Origin of the sequence: Catenulispora sp. MAP12-49, from assembly GCF_041262705.1 — a bacterium.
GTDB lineage: Bacteria > Actinomycetota > Actinomycetes > Streptomycetales > Catenulisporaceae > Catenulispora.
Map to the genome: position 1 here is coordinate 1 of NZ_JBGCCP010000064.1, position 17,455 is coordinate 17,455.

At 72.3% G+C, this 17,455-nt stretch carries 13 protein-coding genes; 6 read left to right on the forward strand and 7 right to left on the reverse strand.

The window, feature by feature from the left end; genetic code table 11:
- Nucleotides 1-242 precede the first annotated feature (242 nt).
- Both ABIA35_RS47785 and ABIA35_RS47790 read right to left on the reverse strand, forming a co-directional pair.
- Nucleotides 243-1,040: a nucleotidyltransferase domain-containing protein gene (locus ABIA35_RS47785; protein WP_370362437.1), complete on the reverse strand. Its 798-nt coding sequence runs from the start codon at nucleotides 1,038-1,040 to the stop codon at nucleotides 243-245.
- Between the two features lie 13 nt (nucleotides 1,041-1,053).
- A complete protein-coding gene (locus ABIA35_RS47790; protein ID WP_370362438.1) occupies nucleotides 1,054-2,286 on the reverse strand; it encodes a D-alanyl-D-alanine carboxypeptidase family protein in 1,233 nt (410 codons plus the stop codon).
- A gap of 87 nt (nucleotides 2,287-2,373) precedes the next feature.
- Between ABIA35_RS47790 and ABIA35_RS47795 the strand changes: the two genes are divergently transcribed.
- Both ABIA35_RS47795 and ABIA35_RS47800 read left to right on the forward strand, forming a co-directional pair.
- Nucleotides 2,374-3,078 (forward strand): MerR family transcriptional regulator, encoded by a 705-nt coding sequence (locus ABIA35_RS47795; RefSeq protein WP_370362439.1) that lies wholly within the window; start codon nucleotides 2,374-2,376, stop codon nucleotides 3,076-3,078.
- Nucleotides 3,079-3,113: 35 nt separating this feature from the next.
- Complete coding sequence (locus ABIA35_RS47800; protein ID WP_370362440.1) at nucleotides 3,114-5,639, forward strand: VIT domain-containing protein; 2,526 nt, start codon at nucleotides 3,114-3,116, stop codon at nucleotides 5,637-5,639.
- A 90-nt stretch (nucleotides 5,640-5,729) separates the two neighbouring features.
- Here the strand turns inward: ABIA35_RS47800 and ABIA35_RS47805 are convergent, their stop codons facing one another.
- The 3 genes from ABIA35_RS47805 to ABIA35_RS47815 all read right to left on the reverse strand — a co-directional run bounded on the left by ABIA35_RS47805 (nucleotide 5,730) and on the right by ABIA35_RS47815 (nucleotide 10,987).
- The gene (locus ABIA35_RS47805; RefSeq protein WP_370362441.1) at nucleotides 5,730-7,361 is read right to left on the reverse strand and encodes a GMC family oxidoreductase; all 1,632 of its coding nucleotides are present in this window, start codon (nucleotides 7,359-7,361) and stop codon (nucleotides 5,730-5,732) included.
- Between the two features lie 414 nt (nucleotides 7,362-7,775).
- Nucleotides 7,776-10,250: an FtsX-like permease family protein gene (locus tag ABIA35_RS47810; protein WP_370362442.1), complete on the reverse strand. Its 2,475-nt coding sequence runs from the start codon at nucleotides 10,248-10,250 to the stop codon at nucleotides 7,776-7,778.
- Nucleotides 10,247-10,987 (reverse strand): ABC transporter ATP-binding protein, encoded by a 741-nt coding sequence (locus tag ABIA35_RS47815; RefSeq protein WP_370334622.1) that lies wholly within the window; start codon nucleotides 10,985-10,987, stop codon nucleotides 10,247-10,249. Before ABIA35_RS47815 ends, ABIA35_RS47810 begins: the two co-directional genes overlap by 4 nt.
- A gap of 163 nt (nucleotides 10,988-11,150) precedes the next feature.
- Here ABIA35_RS47815 and ABIA35_RS47820 point away from each other — a divergent pair, with 163 nt between their 5' ends.
- A complete protein-coding gene (locus ABIA35_RS47820; RefSeq protein ID WP_370362443.1) occupies nucleotides 11,151-12,383 on the forward strand; it encodes a sensor histidine kinase in 1,233 nt (410 codons plus the stop codon).
- The gene (locus tag ABIA35_RS47825) at nucleotides 12,371-13,015 is read left to right on the forward strand and encodes a LuxR C-terminal-related transcriptional regulator (protein ID WP_370334630.1); all 645 of its coding nucleotides are present in this window, start codon (nucleotides 12,371-12,373) and stop codon (nucleotides 13,013-13,015) included. Before ABIA35_RS47820 ends, ABIA35_RS47825 begins: the two co-directional genes overlap by 13 nt.
- A gap of 52 nt (nucleotides 13,016-13,067) precedes the next feature.
- Here the strand turns inward: ABIA35_RS47825 and ABIA35_RS47830 are convergent, their stop codons facing one another.
- Nucleotides 13,068-13,676, reverse strand: coding sequence for a hypothetical protein (locus tag ABIA35_RS47830; RefSeq protein WP_370334632.1), 609 nt, complete (start codon nucleotides 13,674-13,676; stop codon nucleotides 13,068-13,070).
- Nucleotides 13,673-14,482 (reverse strand): nucleotidyl transferase AbiEii/AbiGii toxin family protein, encoded by an 810-nt coding sequence (locus ABIA35_RS47835; protein WP_370362444.1) that lies wholly within the window; start codon nucleotides 14,480-14,482, stop codon nucleotides 13,673-13,675. Before ABIA35_RS47835 ends, ABIA35_RS47830 begins: the two co-directional genes overlap by 4 nt.
- Before the next feature lie 124 nt (nucleotides 14,483-14,606).
- Here ABIA35_RS47835 and ABIA35_RS47840 point away from each other — a divergent pair, with 124 nt between their 5' ends.
- Entirely contained in the window at nucleotides 14,607-15,050 is a 444-nt protein-coding gene (locus ABIA35_RS47840; RefSeq protein ID WP_370334636.1) for a Fur family transcriptional regulator, read from the forward strand.
- Between the two features lie 107 nt (nucleotides 15,051-15,157).
- Nucleotides 15,158-17,395, forward strand: a complete 2,238-nt coding sequence (gene katG, locus ABIA35_RS47845) for a catalase/peroxidase HPI (protein ID WP_370334638.1) — start codon at nucleotides 15,158-15,160, stop codon at nucleotides 17,393-17,395.
- Nucleotides 17,396-17,455: the final 60 nt, after the last annotated feature.

Consider the following 17,455-nt stretch of genomic DNA (forward strand, 5'->3'; position numbering starts at 1 on the left):
GCTACACAGGAGGCCCTGCCTTTATGCGTGTCTTGACACCAACTCACCCAGACGAGTCCACACCACACACCATGTTCGGTTGAGCAACAGGCACTAAAAACCACCAGCCGACAGCACCAACACCCCCACCCCGACCCACACGAGTCAGAGGCGCCATCTTTGCCAGTCCAGATCTTTGCCAGTCCAGATCTTTGCCAGTCCAGATCTTTGCCAGTCCAGATCTTTGCCAGTCCAGATCTTTGTCAGTCCAGTTCCACGCCGAGTTCGGTGTGCAGCCGGCGGCGCAGGGCGTCTTCGAGCTCTGACGGCCAGTGCGCGCCGGTTCGGGCGGCGAGTTCGCGCGCGGCGGGCAGGAACAGGCGGGCGCAGGCCAGGTGTGCCTCCAGCACGCTGTCGTGCGTCGTTGCCGGCGACGGCAGATCCGACAGCGCGCGCAGTCGTTCGGACGGCAGCAGAGCATTGAGATGCAATGCGCCGCCGCGGTCCTCGACCGCCACGTCCTCCAGGAACAGCTGGACGATCAGAGCGCGCAACAGCCCGGCCCCGGATACGCCGACGACGTGCTCCCGGCGTCCCAGGACCACCGGGAGCAGGCCCATGACCCGCAGGAACTCTGTAGTCAGCGCGTTGATTTTCGCCGGGTCCGGAGCCTTCGGCGCGCCGGGCGGCGCGAGTCGATCGGTGAGTCCGGCGCGGTCGAACAGCGGCTTGACCGTGCTGCGCGTGCGGCTGGGAACGTCGTCCGGGAGGCCGATGGAGACGTCCCAGCGCTGCCAGTCCGGCGTGATGTGCAGGAAGGTGTTGCCGAAGACGTGCTGCCGGAGCACCGAGGGCGCGACGCGGTCGGAAAGTTCCGGCCAGCCGGCGAGGAAGGCGTCCTCGGCCCCGGGCTCGACGACCAGCCACAGGTCGACGTCGCTGTGCCGGTCGGCGGTTCCGCGTGCGTGGCTGCCCAGGAGGAAGGCCGCCAGGACGCGCGGGTCGGCCTGAAGGATTTCGACGATGCGGTCCAGGAACGGTTCGGGGAGCGTTTCCTGCATGCGGGCTGAACTCCTATCGCTTGCGACGCCGATGAGCTCCCTGCGCGCCCAACGGTACGGCGACCGCTGCCAATGCCGCCCCGGCACCCATCCACGCCGCGCCCGACCAAGATGTCGCAGAGGTCTGCGACCGCGAGGCGGCATCGGTGCTCGAACGCGTCCAAACATCGATCGTCACTGTCATTCCCGGACGGGGCTGCGGCGACAGTCTGGTCAAGCTATCCGACAGTGTCGGCGTGGGTGACGGTGTGGACGTGGACGTCGGTGTGGGTGTGGGTGTGGGTGTGGACGTCGGCGTGGGTGTCGGCGTCGGTGTCGGCGTGGGCGACGGCGCCGCCGACATCTTCGACCCCGAACCGGAGGTGCCGCCGGCGAGCACCCCGACCGGCGTGACCTTCCCGTCGGCCTGGAAAGCCCAGTCCAGCAGCTTCGGGGCCTGGTCGAAGATGTCCGTGCCACCGAGCATCAGCACCTCGATGACCGTGTGCCCGTTCCTGGTCGCGGCGCCGACGTAGGTGTGGCCGGCCTTGGTGGTCAGGCCGCCCTTGATGCCGATCATGCCCGGGTAGCTCTTGATCATCGGGTCGTGGCCGGTGAGCGTGAGGGTCGTGCCCTTCGGGCCGGGGAACGTGGTCTGCTTCAGGTCGCAGTAGCCGCGGAAGTCGGACAGGTGCAGGCCCGCGCGGGCGAACAGCGCCAGGTCGTAGGCGCTGGTGAGCTGGCCGTCCTGGTCGTAGCCGTCGGCGTCGACGACCGTGGTGTCCTGCGCGCCCAGGCTCTTGGCCTCCTGCCGCATCGCCGAGACCGTGGCGCTCAGGCCCCCGGACAGGTGCGCGAGTTCGGCGACGGCGTCGTTGGCCGACTCCACGAACGTCGCGCGCCACAGGTCGGCCACGGTGTAGGTGACCCCGGCGGTCATGCCGACCACGCTGCCGTCGGGCTCGGCGGCGAAGTCGGCGGCCTGCGGGGTGACCTCGCGGTCCGGGTCCAGATGCGGGATGAGGGTGTCGGCGGTCAGGACCTTGAGCGTGCTGGCCGGATACAGCCTGCGGTGCGGGTCCTGCTCAGCGAGGATCTGGCCGGTTGCGTAGTCCACGACCACGTAGGAGGCGACGTCCACGCTCGGCGGGGGCGGCACGGCGGCTTGCCCGGACGCCGAGGCCGGCACCAGGAACGGACCGCCGGCCAAAGCCGCGACAGCGGCGGCGAGCAGCACGGGCGCGCGGAACCGGGGGCTCACCACCACATGCGGGACCGTATCAGGGCCCTCCTCCGGGATCAACGGACTTCCGCCACGTTGACACTGTCATATGACAGTGTCACTATAGGTCCCGTGAACGGTGACACGGCGGCATGGACCATCGACCGGCTGGCACGGCTGGCCGCGGCGGCGCTGGCGGACGCCTCACCGACCCAACCCAACGGCCGGATCAGGGAGGTGCCCGACGTGCGGACCATCCGCTGGTACACCTCCATCGGCCTGCTCGGCCGGCCCGCGGCGATGCGCGGCCGGACCGCGTTGTACGACCGGTCGCACCTGGCGCAGCTGGTCGCCATCAAGCGGCTGCAGGCCGACGGGCTGACGGTGGCGGCGGTGCAGGAGCGGCTGCTCGGGGCGCAGGAGTCCGCGATCGAGGCGATCGCGATGCTGCCCGCCGACCTGGACGCTCTCATCGCTGAGGTGGACGCGGTGGACGTGCCGGTACCCACAAGCCCGAGGGCGAGCCCACAGACACAGAGGACACAGAGGACACAGACCGAGGCCCGGAAACGGTTCTGGGTCACGGCCCCGGCCTCGTCGGCCGCCGCGGAATCAGCACCCGTACCAGACTCGCCCGCCACATCCGCCGACACCACATCCACCGACGCCACATCCGCCGACGCCGCACCACCCGTCCACGGCATCCGCCTGGGCTCCGGCGTCACCCTGCTCCTGCCGTCCGGCCGCGCACCGGAGGCCGCCGAACGGGCCGCGATCGCCGAGGCGGCGCGCCCGCTGCTGGACCTGCTGGACCGACTCGGCTTGTCCGAGGCCTGATACCGCCTGCAACTGCTCCTAGAGGGGGAAGCGATATGACTGTTCGCACTGGTGTCGTCGAGGTCGTCGAGGAAGCGCCGCGGCCCGAACCCGACGGCGGCCTCGGGGCGCTGCGGACCGAGCGCGGGAACCTGCCGCTGGAGCTGATCGAGGTGCGCTCCTCGGTGGCCGGGCTGGCCGTGCGCACGGAGCTCGCGCAGGGTTTCCGCAACCCGTACGACGTCCCGTTGGAGGCCACGTACGTCTTCCCGCTGCCGGACCGCGCGGCGGTGACCCGGCTGCGGATGGAGGCCGCCGACCGCGTGATCGAGGGTGTTGTGAAGGAGCGGGAGCAGGCGCGCGCCGACTACGACGCGGCGATCGCCGAGGGCAAGCGCGCCTCGATCGCTGAGGAGGAGCGGCCCGGGGTCTTCACGCTGCGGGTCGGCAACATCATGCCCGGGGAGCGCGTCGTGGTGCGCACGACGCTGTCGGGCCGGCTGCCGTACGAGGACGGCCAGGCCACGTTCCGCTTCCCGCTGGTGGTCGCGCCGCGCTACATCCCGGGCACCGAGCTGCCCGGAGAGCAGGTCGGCAGCGGCACGGCCCCCGACACCGAGCAGGTGCCCGACGCCTCGCGCATCAGCCCGCCGATCCTGTTGCCCGGCTTCCCGAATCCGGTGCGGCTGTCGATCGAGGTGGCGGTGGACCCGGTGGGGCTGCCGCTGGCCGCGCTGACGTCGAGCCTGCACGGAGTGAGCGTGGAGGAGCGGGACGCCGGGCGCTGCCTCGTGCGCCTGGACCCCGGCGCGCGCGCCGACCGCGACTTCGTGCTGCGGCTGGCCTACGGCGGCGCGGCGGCGGCGACGTCGCTGGCGGTGGCGCGGGACGAGGAGGGCGCGGCGGGCACGTTCCTGCTGACCGTCCTGCCGCCCGAGCCGACCGGCGCGACCCGGCCGCGCGACGTCGCGCTGGTCCTGGACCGCTCCGGCAGCATGGAGGGCTGGAAGATGGCGGCGGCCCGCCGCGCCGCGGCCCGCATCGTCGACACCCTGACCGCCGCCGACCGGTTCTCGGTGCTGACCTTCGACGACGTGATCGAGACCCCCGCCGGACTCACCTCCGGCCTGTCCGAGGCCACCGACCGCCACCGCTTCCGCGCGGTGCAGCACCTGGCCGCCGTCGAGGCACGCGGCGGCACCGAGATGGAGACGCCGCTGCGCCAGGCCGCCGACCTGCTGGCCGGCGCGGACCCGGAGCGTGACAGGGTCCTGATCCTGGTGACCGACGGCCAGGTCGGCAACGAGGACGGGATGCTGAAGGCCCTGGGCCGCAAGCTCAAGCACATCCGGGTCCACACGGTCGGCATCGACAGCGCGGTGAACGCCGGCTTCCTGCGCCGTCTGGCCTCGGCCGGCGGCGGGCACTGCGAGCTGGTGGAGTCCGAGGACCGCCTGGACGAGGCCATGGACGCCATCCACCGCCGCATCGGCACGCCGCTGGTGACCGGACTGCGGCTGACCGGGGCCGGCGGCCTGGAGGTGGATCAGGACTCGGTGACGCCGACGCGGCTGCCGGACCTGTTCGTCGGGGCGCCGCTGGTGGTGGCCGGGCGGCTGGCCGCCTCTGTGGCAGGGGCCGACGCTGAGTCCGCCGAGTCCGGCGACTCCCCCGACTCCCCCGCGATCGTCATCACCGGCACCGCCGCCGACGGCTCGGCCTGGAGCCGGCGCGTGACCGCCGCCGAGATCGCGGACGCGGGCCTGGCGCAGTTCTGGGCCCGCGGGCGCATCCGCGACCTGGAGGACCGGTACGTCTCGACCTACTACGGGCAGCCCGAGATCGAGCGGGCGATCGTCGCGACCTCGGTCGAACACAGCGTGCTGTCCCGCTTCACCGCGTTCGTCGTGGTCGACACCCGCGTGGTCAACAAGGACGGCGCGCTCAAGCAGGTCACGCAGCCCGTCGACCTGCCGGCCGGCTGGGCGGAGGCGGAGTTCGAGGCGGACGGCGTGGGCCTGCCGCTGAGCGTCTCCATGCCCTCGGCGCTCAGCAGCGCCCCGATGGACTCCAGGAGGGTCATGGCCAAGCGGTCGTTCAGCCCGCAGCACAGCGGGCCCATGCCGGGTGCGATGGCCCCCGGCGGCGGCCCCGGCTTCGGGGCGGCGCCGCCGGCTCCCAGCGCGCCGATGCCGCGGGCGCAGATGCCGCAGGCGCCGACGCCTACGACGCCTCCGATGAGGGAGGAGTTCCTTGACGAGGCGCTGGGCATGTCGCCGGACAAGGCCGCGGCCCCCGCACCCGACCTGGACGGCTTCGCGGCGATGTGGCTGCCCCGCCTGATCGCCGCCGCGAGCGACACCGCCGAGGCGCAGGAGGAACTGCTGGCCGAGTTCATCGCCGAGCTGCGAGAGGTCGACCCGGACGCGCACGGCGCGCAGATCCTCGCGTTCGTCAGCACCCTGACCGCGTCCGGCACGCCGGTCGACGAGCGCCGGCAGAGCGCCATCGCATTCCTGGAGTCGCTGGAACCGGCCGAACCGGCGGCCAAGCCGCGCCGTACTCCGTTCTGGAAGCGGTAGGTACACACGACGCCGAAAGGCGTTGCGGGGCACCAGGCCCGGCTCGGAACACCTCCGAGCCGGGCCTGTCCTCTCCCCGGTTTCAGCCCCTCACCCCAGCATCAAGGCCGCCGCGTGCTCCCCGATCATCAGCGCCGCCGCGTTCGTGTTCCCGCCGACGATGCTCGGCATGATCGACGCGTCGGCGACCCGCAGGCCGTCGATCCCCCGCACGCGCAGCTCCGGGTCCACCACGGCGCGCTCGTCGACGCCCATCCGGCAGGTGCCGACCGGGTGGTAGACCGTCGTCGCGCGGTTGGGGAGCTCGGCGGCCAGCGCCGCGCGGTTCGTGTGGGTCGAGCCCGGCGCGCTCTCACCGAGGACGCGGCCGGACAGGGAGTGGTGCGCCATCGCCTCGCGGACCATCTCCATGCCGTCCAGCAGCAGCTCCGCGTCCTGCGGCTCGTGCAGGTAGGCGGGGTCGATCAGGGGCGCGGCCGTCGGGTCGGCCGAGGCCAGGCGGAGCGTGCCGCGGCTCTTGGGGTAGATCAGCGTCGGCATCACGGTCAGGGTGCGGCGCGGGTCGGCCTTGTGCCGGACCGGCGCGTCCTGGTTCGGGCCCGGGTAGGACCACGGCAGCACGTGGATCTGCAGGTCCGGCACCGTCTCGGCGGACGGGCTGCGCACGAAGCCCACCGCCTCGAACACGGTGCGCCCCACCCACGTCCCGCCGCGCGTCATCTCCTTGACGAAGCCGCGCGCGAAGTACGGCGCCGTCCCCTTGTTCCGCGCCTCGGGCATCAGGAAGCACATCGGGACGAACAGGTGGTCGTGCAGGTTGTCGCCGACCGGCAGGTCCGCCGCCACCTCGACGCCCAGCGACCGCAGGTGCTCGGCCGGCCCGATCCCGGACAACTGGAGCAGCTGCGCCGACCCGAACACCCCCGCGCACAGGACCACCTCGCGCGCGGCCCGCACCACCTGCCGCCCGCCGCCCTCGGCGACGACCTCGACCCCGACCGCCCGGCCCTTCTCCAGCACCACGCGCGCGACCGTCACCCCGATGACGACGCGGAGCTGCGCCATGCCGTGGTCGTCCAGGTACCCGACCGAGGAGCTGTACCGCAGCCCGCCGTCCGCGCTCTGCTGGACGATCGCGATGCCCTCCTGCGACTCGCCGTTGTAGTCGTCGAGCACCTTCACCCCGACGGTTTCGGCGAACGCTTCCATGAAGCCCAGCGTCGCGGTGGTGACATCCGTCTGCCGCCGCACCTTGATCGGCCCGCCGCCGCCCCGGAACTCGCTCTCGCCGTCCTCCCAGCTCTCCAGCTTCTTGAAGCTGGGCAGCACGTCCGAATACGACCAGCCCCGACAGCCCTCTGCGGCCCACGAGTCGTAGTTGGCGGCGTTCCCCCGCACGAACAGCATCCCGTTCACCGAACCGGAGCCGCCGAGCACCTTCCCGCGCGTCTGCGGGATCTTGCGCCCCAGCGCATCCCCCTGCGGCACCGAGTAGTAACCCCAGTCCAGCCGCGCCTTCAGCTGCGGCACACTGTGCACCGCGGCGATCAGCCCCGGTTTGCGCACGAGCGTGGTCCGATCCGACCCGCCGGCCTCGATGAGCACCACCCGGGCCCCGCTCGCGGCCAGCCGCGCGGCCAGCACACACCCCGCACTCCCGGCCCCGACGACGACGTAGTCGGCCTCGCCGGGCACCGCACGCTTCGAAGAACGCTGTCCCATCCAGGCGTACCCCCTCCCGCGGCCAGCGCCGCGTGATCACGGTAGGTCGCTGCACTGTAGGAGGGACTGCGTGAGGGTACAAGAGTCATCTTGGGGCGGTCGGCCCCCCGGGGCGCGAGGCCCCGACGCGCATCTGTCCGAGCGAGGCCGTGTCCGCGAACCGCGCCAGGCGCGCCACCAAGCTCACCGCTGGACCCTATCGGTCCGCCCGATCCTGTCGATCCATCGAGCGGCGTGCCCGCCAACCACTGGGGAGTGAACGGAGGCTGCGGGAATCCTCCCTGACGGACACGCCGCGCATATCACGCCCCATGGCGTGTATACCTATGGAACGCACGGCCGGGGCAAGGTGGTTCACCCGCACCATAGCAACCGACCGTGAACGCACCCTGAGTCACCGCTGCGTGGTTTCCCTTACTCGATCCGCGGCGAGCGCCGCCGCAGGATCCGGCGGGCCGGCAGCATCACTGCCGCGGTGCCCGGGATCGCCACCGCCGCCAGGATCCCGGCGCAGGCCAGGGGCGGGATCGACAGCATCGGCAGGCCGGTGACGCCGGCGGCGAAGGCGATCAGCGTGACGCCCGCGACCGCGGCTCCGGCGAGGGTGCCGACTCCGATGATGATGACCGTCTCCAGGCGCAGTGCGTGCAGCAGCTGGTCGCGGGTGGCACCGATGAGCCGCAGCAGTGTCAGCTCCCTGCGTCGCGATGCCGTGGCCACGCCCAACGTGGTCACCACGCCGATCAGGATGAAGCCGGCGATCGCCACCACCGCGATCAGACCCATCAGACCGTCGCGGTGGGCCTGCTCGCTCAGGGCACTTCCATAGTCGGCCGCCGAGGCGGTGTGCAGCCCGGTGAACTCGGCCGTCAGCGGGCTGAGATCGCCGGTGCCGTTGACGAGGAGGTCGTCGTCCAGCGACGTGGCGGCGTGCGCGGCCACCAGGTCCCGGGGCAGCAGTACGTCCCCGAATCCGAGCCCCCGGTCGTACAGCGCCACCACCTTCAGCGTCACCTGTGTGCCGTCGCCGAGCCAGAGCTGGCGCACGTCGCCGACCTTCGTGTCGTGCGCGACCATCGTGCTCAGCGCGACGGTGCCGGGGGCGTTCAGCCCGGCCAGGGAGCCGGCGGTGACCTTCGGGTCCAGCGTCGCGGCCGCTCCGCCCTCCAGCCCCTGCGCCGACAGCGACTGCAGCGAGGTGTCCAGGTTCCACACCGGCATCACCACCGTGGTCCGCTTCACCGCCGTCACGTCGCTCACCCCCGGCAGCTTCTTGGCGGCGTCGTAGGCGGCGTGCGGGACGCCGGGGCCGGAGGAGGTCAGGACACGCGTGGCGAGCAGGCCGTCGCGGGCCTCGGCGGAGGTGGCGTTGGCGGAGGTGGTCTGCGCGAACAGCTGCGTGCCGCCGAAGGACACCGCCAGCGCGATCGGCGTGATGACGGCGGCCATCCGCACGGCGGCGGCGCGCGCCGAGGTGGCGGCCAGGTCGCCGGTGATCGGCCAGAGCCGGCGCAGCGGCGCGCCCAGCACCCTGACGCCGGCGCGCGCGATCCACGGCCCGAGCAGGGCCACCGCCCACATCAGCGAGACCACCAGACCGGCCACCGAGGAGGCCGCCGTCTGGCCGCCGGCGGTGAAGGTCAGCACCAGCATCCCCGCGCCGAACACCAGGAACACTGATCCGGTGATGACCCGCCAGCGGGGCAGCCGGGTCGGCTCCACGGCGCTCTCGCCGAGCGCCTGCACCGGCTTGATCTTCGACACCCGCCGCGAGGCCAGCCAGCCGGTGCCGACCGCGGCCAGCACGGTGACCAGCGCCGAGCCGAAGACCGGGATCGGGCTCAGGGCGAGCGCGTAGCCGGCGGGCAGGACGCCATGGGAGGTCATCCATGCTTTCAGGGCCGCTCCGAGGCCGAGCGAGGCGACTCCCCCGAGCAGCGCCGAGGGCACCGCGATCCGCAGCATCTCGCGCACGATGACCCGCCGCACCTGCCGCGGCGTGGCGCCCACGGCCCGCATCACCGCCAGCTCCCGGGTCCGGTCGCGCACCGAGAGCTCCAGCAGCCCGGAGACGACCAGCAGCGCCACCAGCAGCCCGACGCCGCCCAGGGTGCCGGCCGAGCCCAGGTTGTCGTAGCGGCCGTTCTGGATCGCCGGGTTCTCCACGTCGCCGCGCGCCGCGCCGGTGGCGACGTCCAGGCCGGGGACGGCTGCACGCAGCGCGGAGGCGGAGACGTGCGCGCCGGCGGCCGGCAGCACGACCAGCGCGTCGGCGCGGTCCGCGTGGCCGGAGAGCGTCGCGGCCTGCTGCTGGGTGAAGTACAGGGTCCCGGCCGGGCCGCCGGCACTGATGCCGGACACCAGGAAGTTCTGGGGCTCCCCGCCGAGTTGCAACCGGAGGTCGGCACCGGCCCGGATTCCTAGACCAGCAGCCGTTTTCGCGTCGAGCACCACGTCCTGCGACGAGGTCGGCGCGTGTCCGGAGGCCAGCGTGGTGGAGGTCAGTTTCGCCGAGTCCCAGCCGTGGCCGGTCAGCGTGGTGCCGGCCGCCCCGGCCCCCGCCTGGGACCCCGATCCCGCCACCACCACCGGCAACGAGTAGTCCGCGACCACGTCCCCGACCCCGGCCACCGCCTTCAGCGCCGCGGCGTCGGCCGTCGGCACCCGGTTCGGCTCGACCAGCGGCCGGCTCTCGGAGTTCTTGTTGTCCCCGCTCCCGGTGACGCGCGTCACGCTCTGCTCGCCGTGCACCGCCGCGGCGGCCGAGGCGTAGCGGTCCACCGCGCCGTGGGCGCGGACGCCGGACTCGATCAGCACCCCGAAGGCGCCGAGCACCATGGCCGCCACCGCCAGCGCGGCGGCGACCCCGAAGGCGATGCCCTTCCTCACAGCGTCTCCCAGCGGTTCAGGACCGTCGCGGCGGTCGGGTGCGGCAGTTCGTCGACGATGCGTCCCTCGGACAGGAACACGACGCTGTCGGCCCAGGCCGCGGCGGCCGGGTCGTGCGTCACCAGGACCACGGTCTGCCCGGTGGCGTCCACGGCCTCGCGCAGCAGCCGCAGCACGTGCCCGGCGGTGCGCGGGTCCAGCGCGGCGGTGGGCTCGTCGGCGAAGACGATCTCCGGCCGGGTCACCAGCGCCCGCGCCACCGCGACCCGCTGCTGCTGCCCGCCGGACAGCTGCGAGGGCTTGGTGTCGAGGCGCTCGGCCATCCCGACCCGGTGCACGACCTCGGAGAACCAGCCGCGGTCCGCGCGCCGTCCGCCCAGCGAGAGCGGCAGCGTGATGTTGCGCTCGACGGTCATGGAGGGCACCAGGTTGTAGCCCTGGAAGACGAACCCGACGCGGTCGCGCCGCAGCCGGGTCAGCTCGGTCTCCTTCAGGCCGCCCAGGTCGGTCTCGCCGAGCCGGACCGTGCCGGAGCTCGGCCGGTCCAGGCCGGAGGCGCAGTGCAGGAACGTGCTCTTGCCGGAGCCGGAGGCGCCCATGATCGCGGTGAAGGTGCCGCGCTGGAAGGCCCAGGAGACGTTGTCCAGGGCGGTCACGCGGCCACGGTCGTAGGACTTGGTCACGCGTTCCAACACCACGGCGGTGCCGGTCGCGGTGAGGGTGTTCGGGGAGGTCATGGGGCTCCTGCGATCGGTGGATCAGGACGCCTTCGACGCTAGTTTCCAAGCGCTCCCCGCCCCAGCGGCCCCGGTCCCCTCTTCTTGGTGTAGCGCGCTACACCATGAACGGTGGGGCCAGCCGGGCCGACGCACCGCGACCTGGGCTCTAGAGTTGGGGACGATGAAGATCCGCGACCGTTTCGCCCGAAGCCTGCGCGCGACCTGGTACCTGGTCGCGGGTCTGCGCACGGCGCTGCCCGCGCTGCTGGGCGTGTGCCTGCTGCCGCTGGCGCTGCTGCTGGCGTTCGGGGTGCCGGGGCTGCCGTGGGTGGCCGGACGGATCCGGGTCCTGACCAACATCGAGCGGCGCCGGGCGGCCAAGGTGCTGGGGCACCCGATCCGGGAGCCGTCCACGCCGCTGCACACCGACCCCTACCGGCAGTACTTCGCGCTGATGCGCTCGTCCTCGGTGTGGCGGGACATCGCGTGGATGGTGGTGCACGGCTTCCTCGGCCTGTTCGTCCCGGTGATCTCGGTCGAGTTGTGGATCGGGATCCCGTGGGACCTGGGGCTGCCGTTCTGGTGGTGGACGCTCAAGCCCGGGACGCTCGGCGCCGGCGCCCAGATCTACACCTGGCCGCAGGCCATCGCCTACCCGCTGGGGATGGCGGTGTTCCTGACCGTCCTCCAGCTGTGGTTGCAGCCCCTGCTGGCCCGCTTCCAGGGCTGGTACGCCGCGCGCCTGCTCGGCCCGACCCGCCGGACCGAGCTCGCGGCCCGCGTGGAGTCGCTGACCGAGACCCGCGCGCAGGCGCTGGAGGCGCACGGCGCCGAGCTGCGCCGCATCGAGCGCGACCTGCACGACGGCACCCAGGCCCAGCTGGTCAGCGCGGCGCTGCGGCTGGGCCTGGCCGACCAGACCTTCGACGCCGACCCGGGCGGGGCCAGGAAGCTGATGCTCGACGCCCGCGGCGGCATCGAGGACGCGCTGGCCGAGCTGCGCGACGTGATCCGCGGCATCCACCCGCCGATCCTGAGCGACCGCGGCCTGGCCGGGGCGGTGCGCTCGCTGGCCGCGGGCCGCCCGATGCCGGTGTCGGTGGAGATCCCGGACCCGGAGCGCCGCTGCCCGGCGGCGGTGGAGGCCGCGGCGTACTTCGTGATCGCCGAGGCCCTGACCAACGTGTCCAAACACAGCGGCGCCGCCCACGCCTGGGTGTCGCTCCGGCATGATGGCCCCTACCTGACCATCAGGGTCCAGGACGACGGCCGCGGCGGCGCCGACCCCACGGCCGGCAGCGGCCTGGCTGGCATCCGCCGCCGGGTGGCGGCCCTGGACGGCGTGACCCGCATCGGCGCCCGCACCGACGGCACCGGAACGAACGTGGAGGTGGAGCTGCCGTGCGGCTTGTGATCGCCGAGGACAACGTGCTGCTGCGCGAAGGCCTGCAACTGCTGCTGACCACGGTCGGCCACGAAGTGGTGGCCGTGGCCGGCAGCGGCCCGGAGGTGGTCCCGACCCTGCTGGAGCACCGCCCCGACGCCGCCATCCTGGACGTCCGCCTCCCCCCGGGCTTCCGCGACGAAGGCCTGCGCGCCGCGATCCAGGCCCGCAAACTCCTCCCGGGACTGCCGATCCTGGTCCTGTCGCAGTACGTGGAGGAAAGTTACGCCGCCGAACTCCTCGCCGACGGCGCCAGCGGCATCGGCTACCTCCTCAAGGACCGCGTGGCCCGCGTCTCGGAATTCCAGGAGGCCCTGGAACGCGTGGCCGCCGGCGGCACAGCCCTGGACCCCGAGGTGGTCACCCAGCTGCTGACGCGCCGCGACCCCCTGAACGCCCTCACCCCGCGCGAACGCGAGGTCCTGTCCCTGATGGCGCAGGGGCTGGACAACCCGACCATCGCCACCACGCTGGTGATCACCGAGCGGAGCGTGAGCAAGCACATCGGGAACATCTTCGGCAAGCTCGGGCTGCCGCCGGACGAGGCCGGGGACCGGCGGGTGCGGGCGGTGCTGGCTTATTTGGAGGCGGGGACCGACTGACCAGCCGGCAGCGATCGGCGCTGCCGCAAGCCGGTCCCGGAACCCCGTCGCCTCAGCCGATCCACCCGGCGTCCACCGAAGGCCGACTGTCGTAGACCACGTATTCACGCTCGACACCGACCATCTCGTACCCCGCGCCCCGCACCGCCGCGACAAGCCTTTCCAGCTTCCCGACCGCCGTGTCCGCACCGACCCGATGGCACCGCTGCGTCACGAACCGCTCCGCGCATCCGTCCTCGCGCACCCGCCGCGCGTTCCGCGACAAGTGCGCACCGTGCGGCACCACCAACTCAGCGAGCGCCACCTCGTCGGCGTCCGGCGCCAGCAGCAGCTTGAGATGGTGCTCGAAGTACCGGTCCGCCGGCTGCCGCGAAGCCTCCGCGGCCGTCGCGGGCACCCCGTCCCCGAACGGCGAGGACTCCACCTTCACCCGCGTCACCTCGAACCCCGCGACGCGCAAGTCCCCAGCCATCGCGTCGGCCTCAGCGAGCACCGCCTCCAGCGCCCCGCCGGCCCGAACCGTGAGCATCGGCTGCGACACCGTCTCCCCCCGCGCCAGCACGATGTGCGTGAACTTCACCCCGCGCTCCCCCGCCCACGCCGCGAGCCCGGCGGCGTCCTGAGCGCGGACCGTGATGTGGAACTCGAATCCACCGCTCACGCCAGCCCCAGCGCGTCCACGAGACGCTGCTTCCACTGCTCCAGCGAGCCCTGCACCTCTGGGTTCTCGGCAACGAACGCGTTCCACGCGACCTCCCAGCCCTCCACGTCCCGGCGTCTCAACCCGGCCTGCGCCGAACCTCCGGCTCGAATCCCCTCCCGGAGCGGGTCGAGCTCGGCCAGTACCACCGCGTCGTACAAGTCCTTGCCCCGGCTGATGCCCTCCTTCGAGTCCTCCATCAGCCACATCAGCTTCCACACCAGCGACAGCTCCGCGCTGGCGGCCAACAAGACGCTGAACCCGCCATCCAGCCGCGGTATCCGCGTCCAGCTCGGCAGCGCCGGCATCGGCTCGTCCATCGCGAAGTCCATCTGCACCGTGCCGCAGACGTCCGTGCCCTCAGTGCCCTCAGTGCTCCCAGTGCCCTCAGTGCCCTCAGTGCCTTCGACCCGCCACGGCACGGTCAGCCGCGTCCCGCGCATCGTGTAGTCCACATACGTCCAGTCGCCGGAGTCCCCGAACTGCTCCGCCTCCAACACCACCCCGGCCCCCACCCGCGAGTTCTCCCGGATGAGCCGATACAGGTCCTCGAACGCCGCCCCCTCGGCCGGCCAGCCGTCCTTGATGACGATGAAGTCCAGATCGCCGGGTTTGCGCGCGGCCGATCCGGCGTATGCCGTCATCAGCATGCTCCCGCGCAGGACCAGGCAGCTGCTCCAGCCGGCCCCGGCGATCAGGCCGAGGACGTGGTCCAGGGCCAGGCGGTGGCGGGTGTCGCGGTCGCGGGACGGGCCGGGGTCCTCCATGGCGGCCGATTATGGCCGAGGGGGCCGACAGGCCGCGTCCCCCGAACGGAGTAGTTGGGTCGATCAAAAAGTTGGAATACTCATTATCTTGAATTGTTCGCCTCTAGTCCGATAGGTTGAAGCCATGACCGCACCGCACCCGCCGACCGCCGCCGAGGAGCTGCGCGGCGCCGGACTCCGGGTGACCGCGGCTCGCGTGGCCCTGCTGGAGACCGTGCGCCGAGGCGACCATCTGGACGCCGACGCCATCGCCTCCGGGGTGCGCGAGCGGGTCGGCCACGTGTCCCTGCAGGCCGTCTACGAGGCGCTGCACGCGCTGACCGCCGCCCGGCTGGTGCGGCGGATCGAGCCGGCCGGCAGCCCCGCGCGCTACGAGGGCCGGGTCGGTGACAACCACCACCACCTCGTGTGCCGGAGCTGCGGCACGGTGGTGGACGTGGACTGCGCCGTCGGCGCGGCCCCCTGCCTGGACCCGGTCGACGACCACGGCTTCACCATCGACGAGGCCGAGGTCGTCTATTGGGGCCTGTGCCCGGACTGTGCCGTCCCGGCCGGCCCCCAGGGGTAGCCGGCGCGCCGATCCGCGTTCATCGCAGCAGGACAGATCGTCGAAGCAGAACATCAGAGAACATCCGAACAGCGTGAACCGCCAGAAACCGGAAGGACTCCCCCCAGATGTCTGAGAAGCATGGCGACATCGACGTCGACATCGATCACGGCGCCCAGGCGAGTGTCGGCTGCCCGGTGCAGCACGGAAGGGCGGCGCATCCGACCGCCGGCGGCGGCAACCGCCAGTGGTGGCCGAACCGTCTGAACCTGAAGATCCTGGCGAAGAACCCGGCGGTGGCGGACCCGAACGGCGCGGACTTCGACTACGCCGCCGCCTTCAACACGCTGGACCTGGCCGCGGTGAAGGCCGACATCGCCGCGGTGCTGTCGGACTCGCGCCCCTGGTGGCCGGCCGACTTCGGCAACTACGGCCCCTTCATGATCCGCATGGCCTGGCACAGCGCCGGCACCTACCGCGTGCACGACGGCCGCGGCGGCGGCGGGACCGGCCAGCAGCGCTTCGCGCCGCTGGACTCCTGGCCGGACAACGCCAGCCTGGACAAGGCGCGCCGCCTGCTGTGGCCGGTGAAGAAGAAGTACGGCCAGTCCCTGTCCTGGGCCGACCTGATCATCCTGACCGGCAACGTGGCGCTGGAGGAGATGGGCTTCCAGACCTTCGGCTTCGCCGGCGGCCGTCCCGACGTCTGGGAGCCGGACGACGACGTCTACTGGGGCCCGGAGCAGGTCTGGCTGGAGGACCAGCGCTACACCGGCGACCGCAAGCTGGAGGAGCCGCTGGCCGCCGTCCAGATGGGCCTGATCTACGTCAACCCCGAGGGCCCCAACGGCAACCCCGACCCGGTCGCCGCGGCCCGCGACATCCGCGAGACCTTCGGCCGGATGGCGATGAACGACGAGGAGACCGTCGCGCTGATCGCCGGCGGCCACACCTTCGGCAAGACCCACGGCGCCGGCCCGTCCGAGGCCGTCGGCGCCGACCCCGAGGACGCCCCGATCGAGCAGCAGGGCCTGGGCTGGAAGAGCAGCCACGGCTCCGGTGTCGGTGCCGACGCGATCACCTCCGGCCTGGAGGGCATCTGGACCAACACCCCGACGCAGTGGGACAACAGCTTCTTCGAGATCCTGTTCGGCTACGAGTGGGAGCTGTTCCAGAGCCCGGCCGGCGCCAACCAGTGGCGCCCGAAGGAGAACGCCGGCGCGGGCACCGTCCCGGACGCCTTCGACGGCTCCAAGACGCACCAGCCGACCATGCTCACCACCGACCTGTCGCTGCGCATGGACCCGATCTACGAGCCCATCTCGCGCCGTTTCAAGGACGACCCGCAGGCCTTCGCCGACGCCTTCGCCCGCGCCTGGTACAAGCTCACCCACCGCGACATGGGCCCGATCGCCCGCTACCTGGGCCCGGAGGTCCCCAGCGAGCGCCTGCTGTGGCAGGACCCGGTCCCGGCCGTGGACCACCCGCTGATCGACGGCGCCGACGCCTCGGCGATCAAGGCGAGCATCCTGGCCACCGGCCTCTCGGTGCAGCAGCTGGTCACCACCGCCTGGGCGGCCGCGGCCTCCTTCCGCGGCAGCGACAAGCGTGGCGGCGTCAACGGCGCCCGCATCCGGCTGGAGCCGCAGTCCGGCTGGGAGGTCAACGAGCCGGAGAAGCTGGCCCCGGTGATCGGCAAGCTCGAGGGCGTCGTCTCGGCGTTCAACGCCGGCGCGGCCGGCGGCAAGAAGGTCTCGCTGGCCGACGTGATCGCCCTGGCCGGCGCCGCCGGTGTGGAGAAGGCCGCTAAGGACGCCGGCTTCGACGTCTCCGTGCCCTTCCACCCGGGCCGCACCGACGCCACCGCGGAGCAGACGGACATCGAGTCGGTGTCCTACCTGGAGCCGCGCGCCGACGGCTTCCGCAACTACCTGGGCAAGGACACCGCGCTCCCGGCGGAGTACCTGCTGCTGGACAAGGCGAACCTGCTGAACCTGTCCGCCCCGGAGCTGACGGTCCTGGTCGGCGGCCTGCGGGTGCTCGGCGCGAACCACGGCGGCAGCAGCCACGGCGTGTTCACGGACAAGCCGGGCACGCTGTCGACCGACTTCTTCGTCAACCTGCTGGACCTGGACACCACCTGGGTCCCGGCCGACGCCGACTCCACCACGTTCGAGGGCCGCGACGCCTCCGGCGCGGTGAAGTGGACCGGCACCCGCGCCGACCTGGTGTTCGGCTCGAACTCCGAGCTGCGCGCGCTGGCCGAGGTGTACGCCGGCGACGACGCGAAGGAGAAGTTCGCGAAGGAGTTCGCGGCGGCGTTCGGCAAGGTGCTGGAGCTGGACCGGTTCGACCTGCACAAGTAGGCGGGACTGACGGGTCGGTGCTCTAACCCTCCGACCCTCTGCCCCTCTGACCCGGGCCCC

Bases quoted from the DNA above. Each gene is read 5' to 3' on its own strand.
- katG (WP_370334638.1), top strand. From the start codon at position 15,158: ATGTCTGAGAAGCATGGCGACATCGACGTCGACATCGATCACGGCGCC.
- ABIA35_RS47805 (WP_370362441.1), bottom strand. From the start codon at position 7,361: ATGGGACAGCGTTCTTCGAAGCGTGCGGTGCCCGGCGAGGCCGACTAC.
- ABIA35_RS47840 (WP_370334636.1), top strand. From the start codon at position 14,607: ATGACCGCACCGCACCCGCCGACCGCCGCCGAGGAGCTGCGCGGCGCC.
- ABIA35_RS47820 (WP_370362443.1), top strand. From the start codon at position 11,151: ATGAAGATCCGCGACCGTTTCGCCCGAAGCCTGCGCGCGACCTGGTAC.
- ABIA35_RS47785 (WP_370362437.1), bottom strand. From the start codon at position 1,040: ATGCAGGAAACGCTCCCCGAACCGTTCCTGGACCGCATCGTCGAAATC.
- ABIA35_RS47835 (WP_370362444.1), bottom strand. From the start codon at position 14,482: ATGGAGGACCCCGGCCCGTCCCGCGACCGCGACACCCGCCACCGCCTG.
- ABIA35_RS47815 (WP_370334622.1), bottom strand. From the start codon at position 10,987: ATGACCTCCCCGAACACCCTCACCGCGACCGGCACCGCCGTGGTGTTG.
- ABIA35_RS47800 (WP_370362440.1), top strand. From the start codon at position 3,114: ATGACTGTTCGCACTGGTGTCGTCGAGGTCGTCGAGGAAGCGCCGCGG.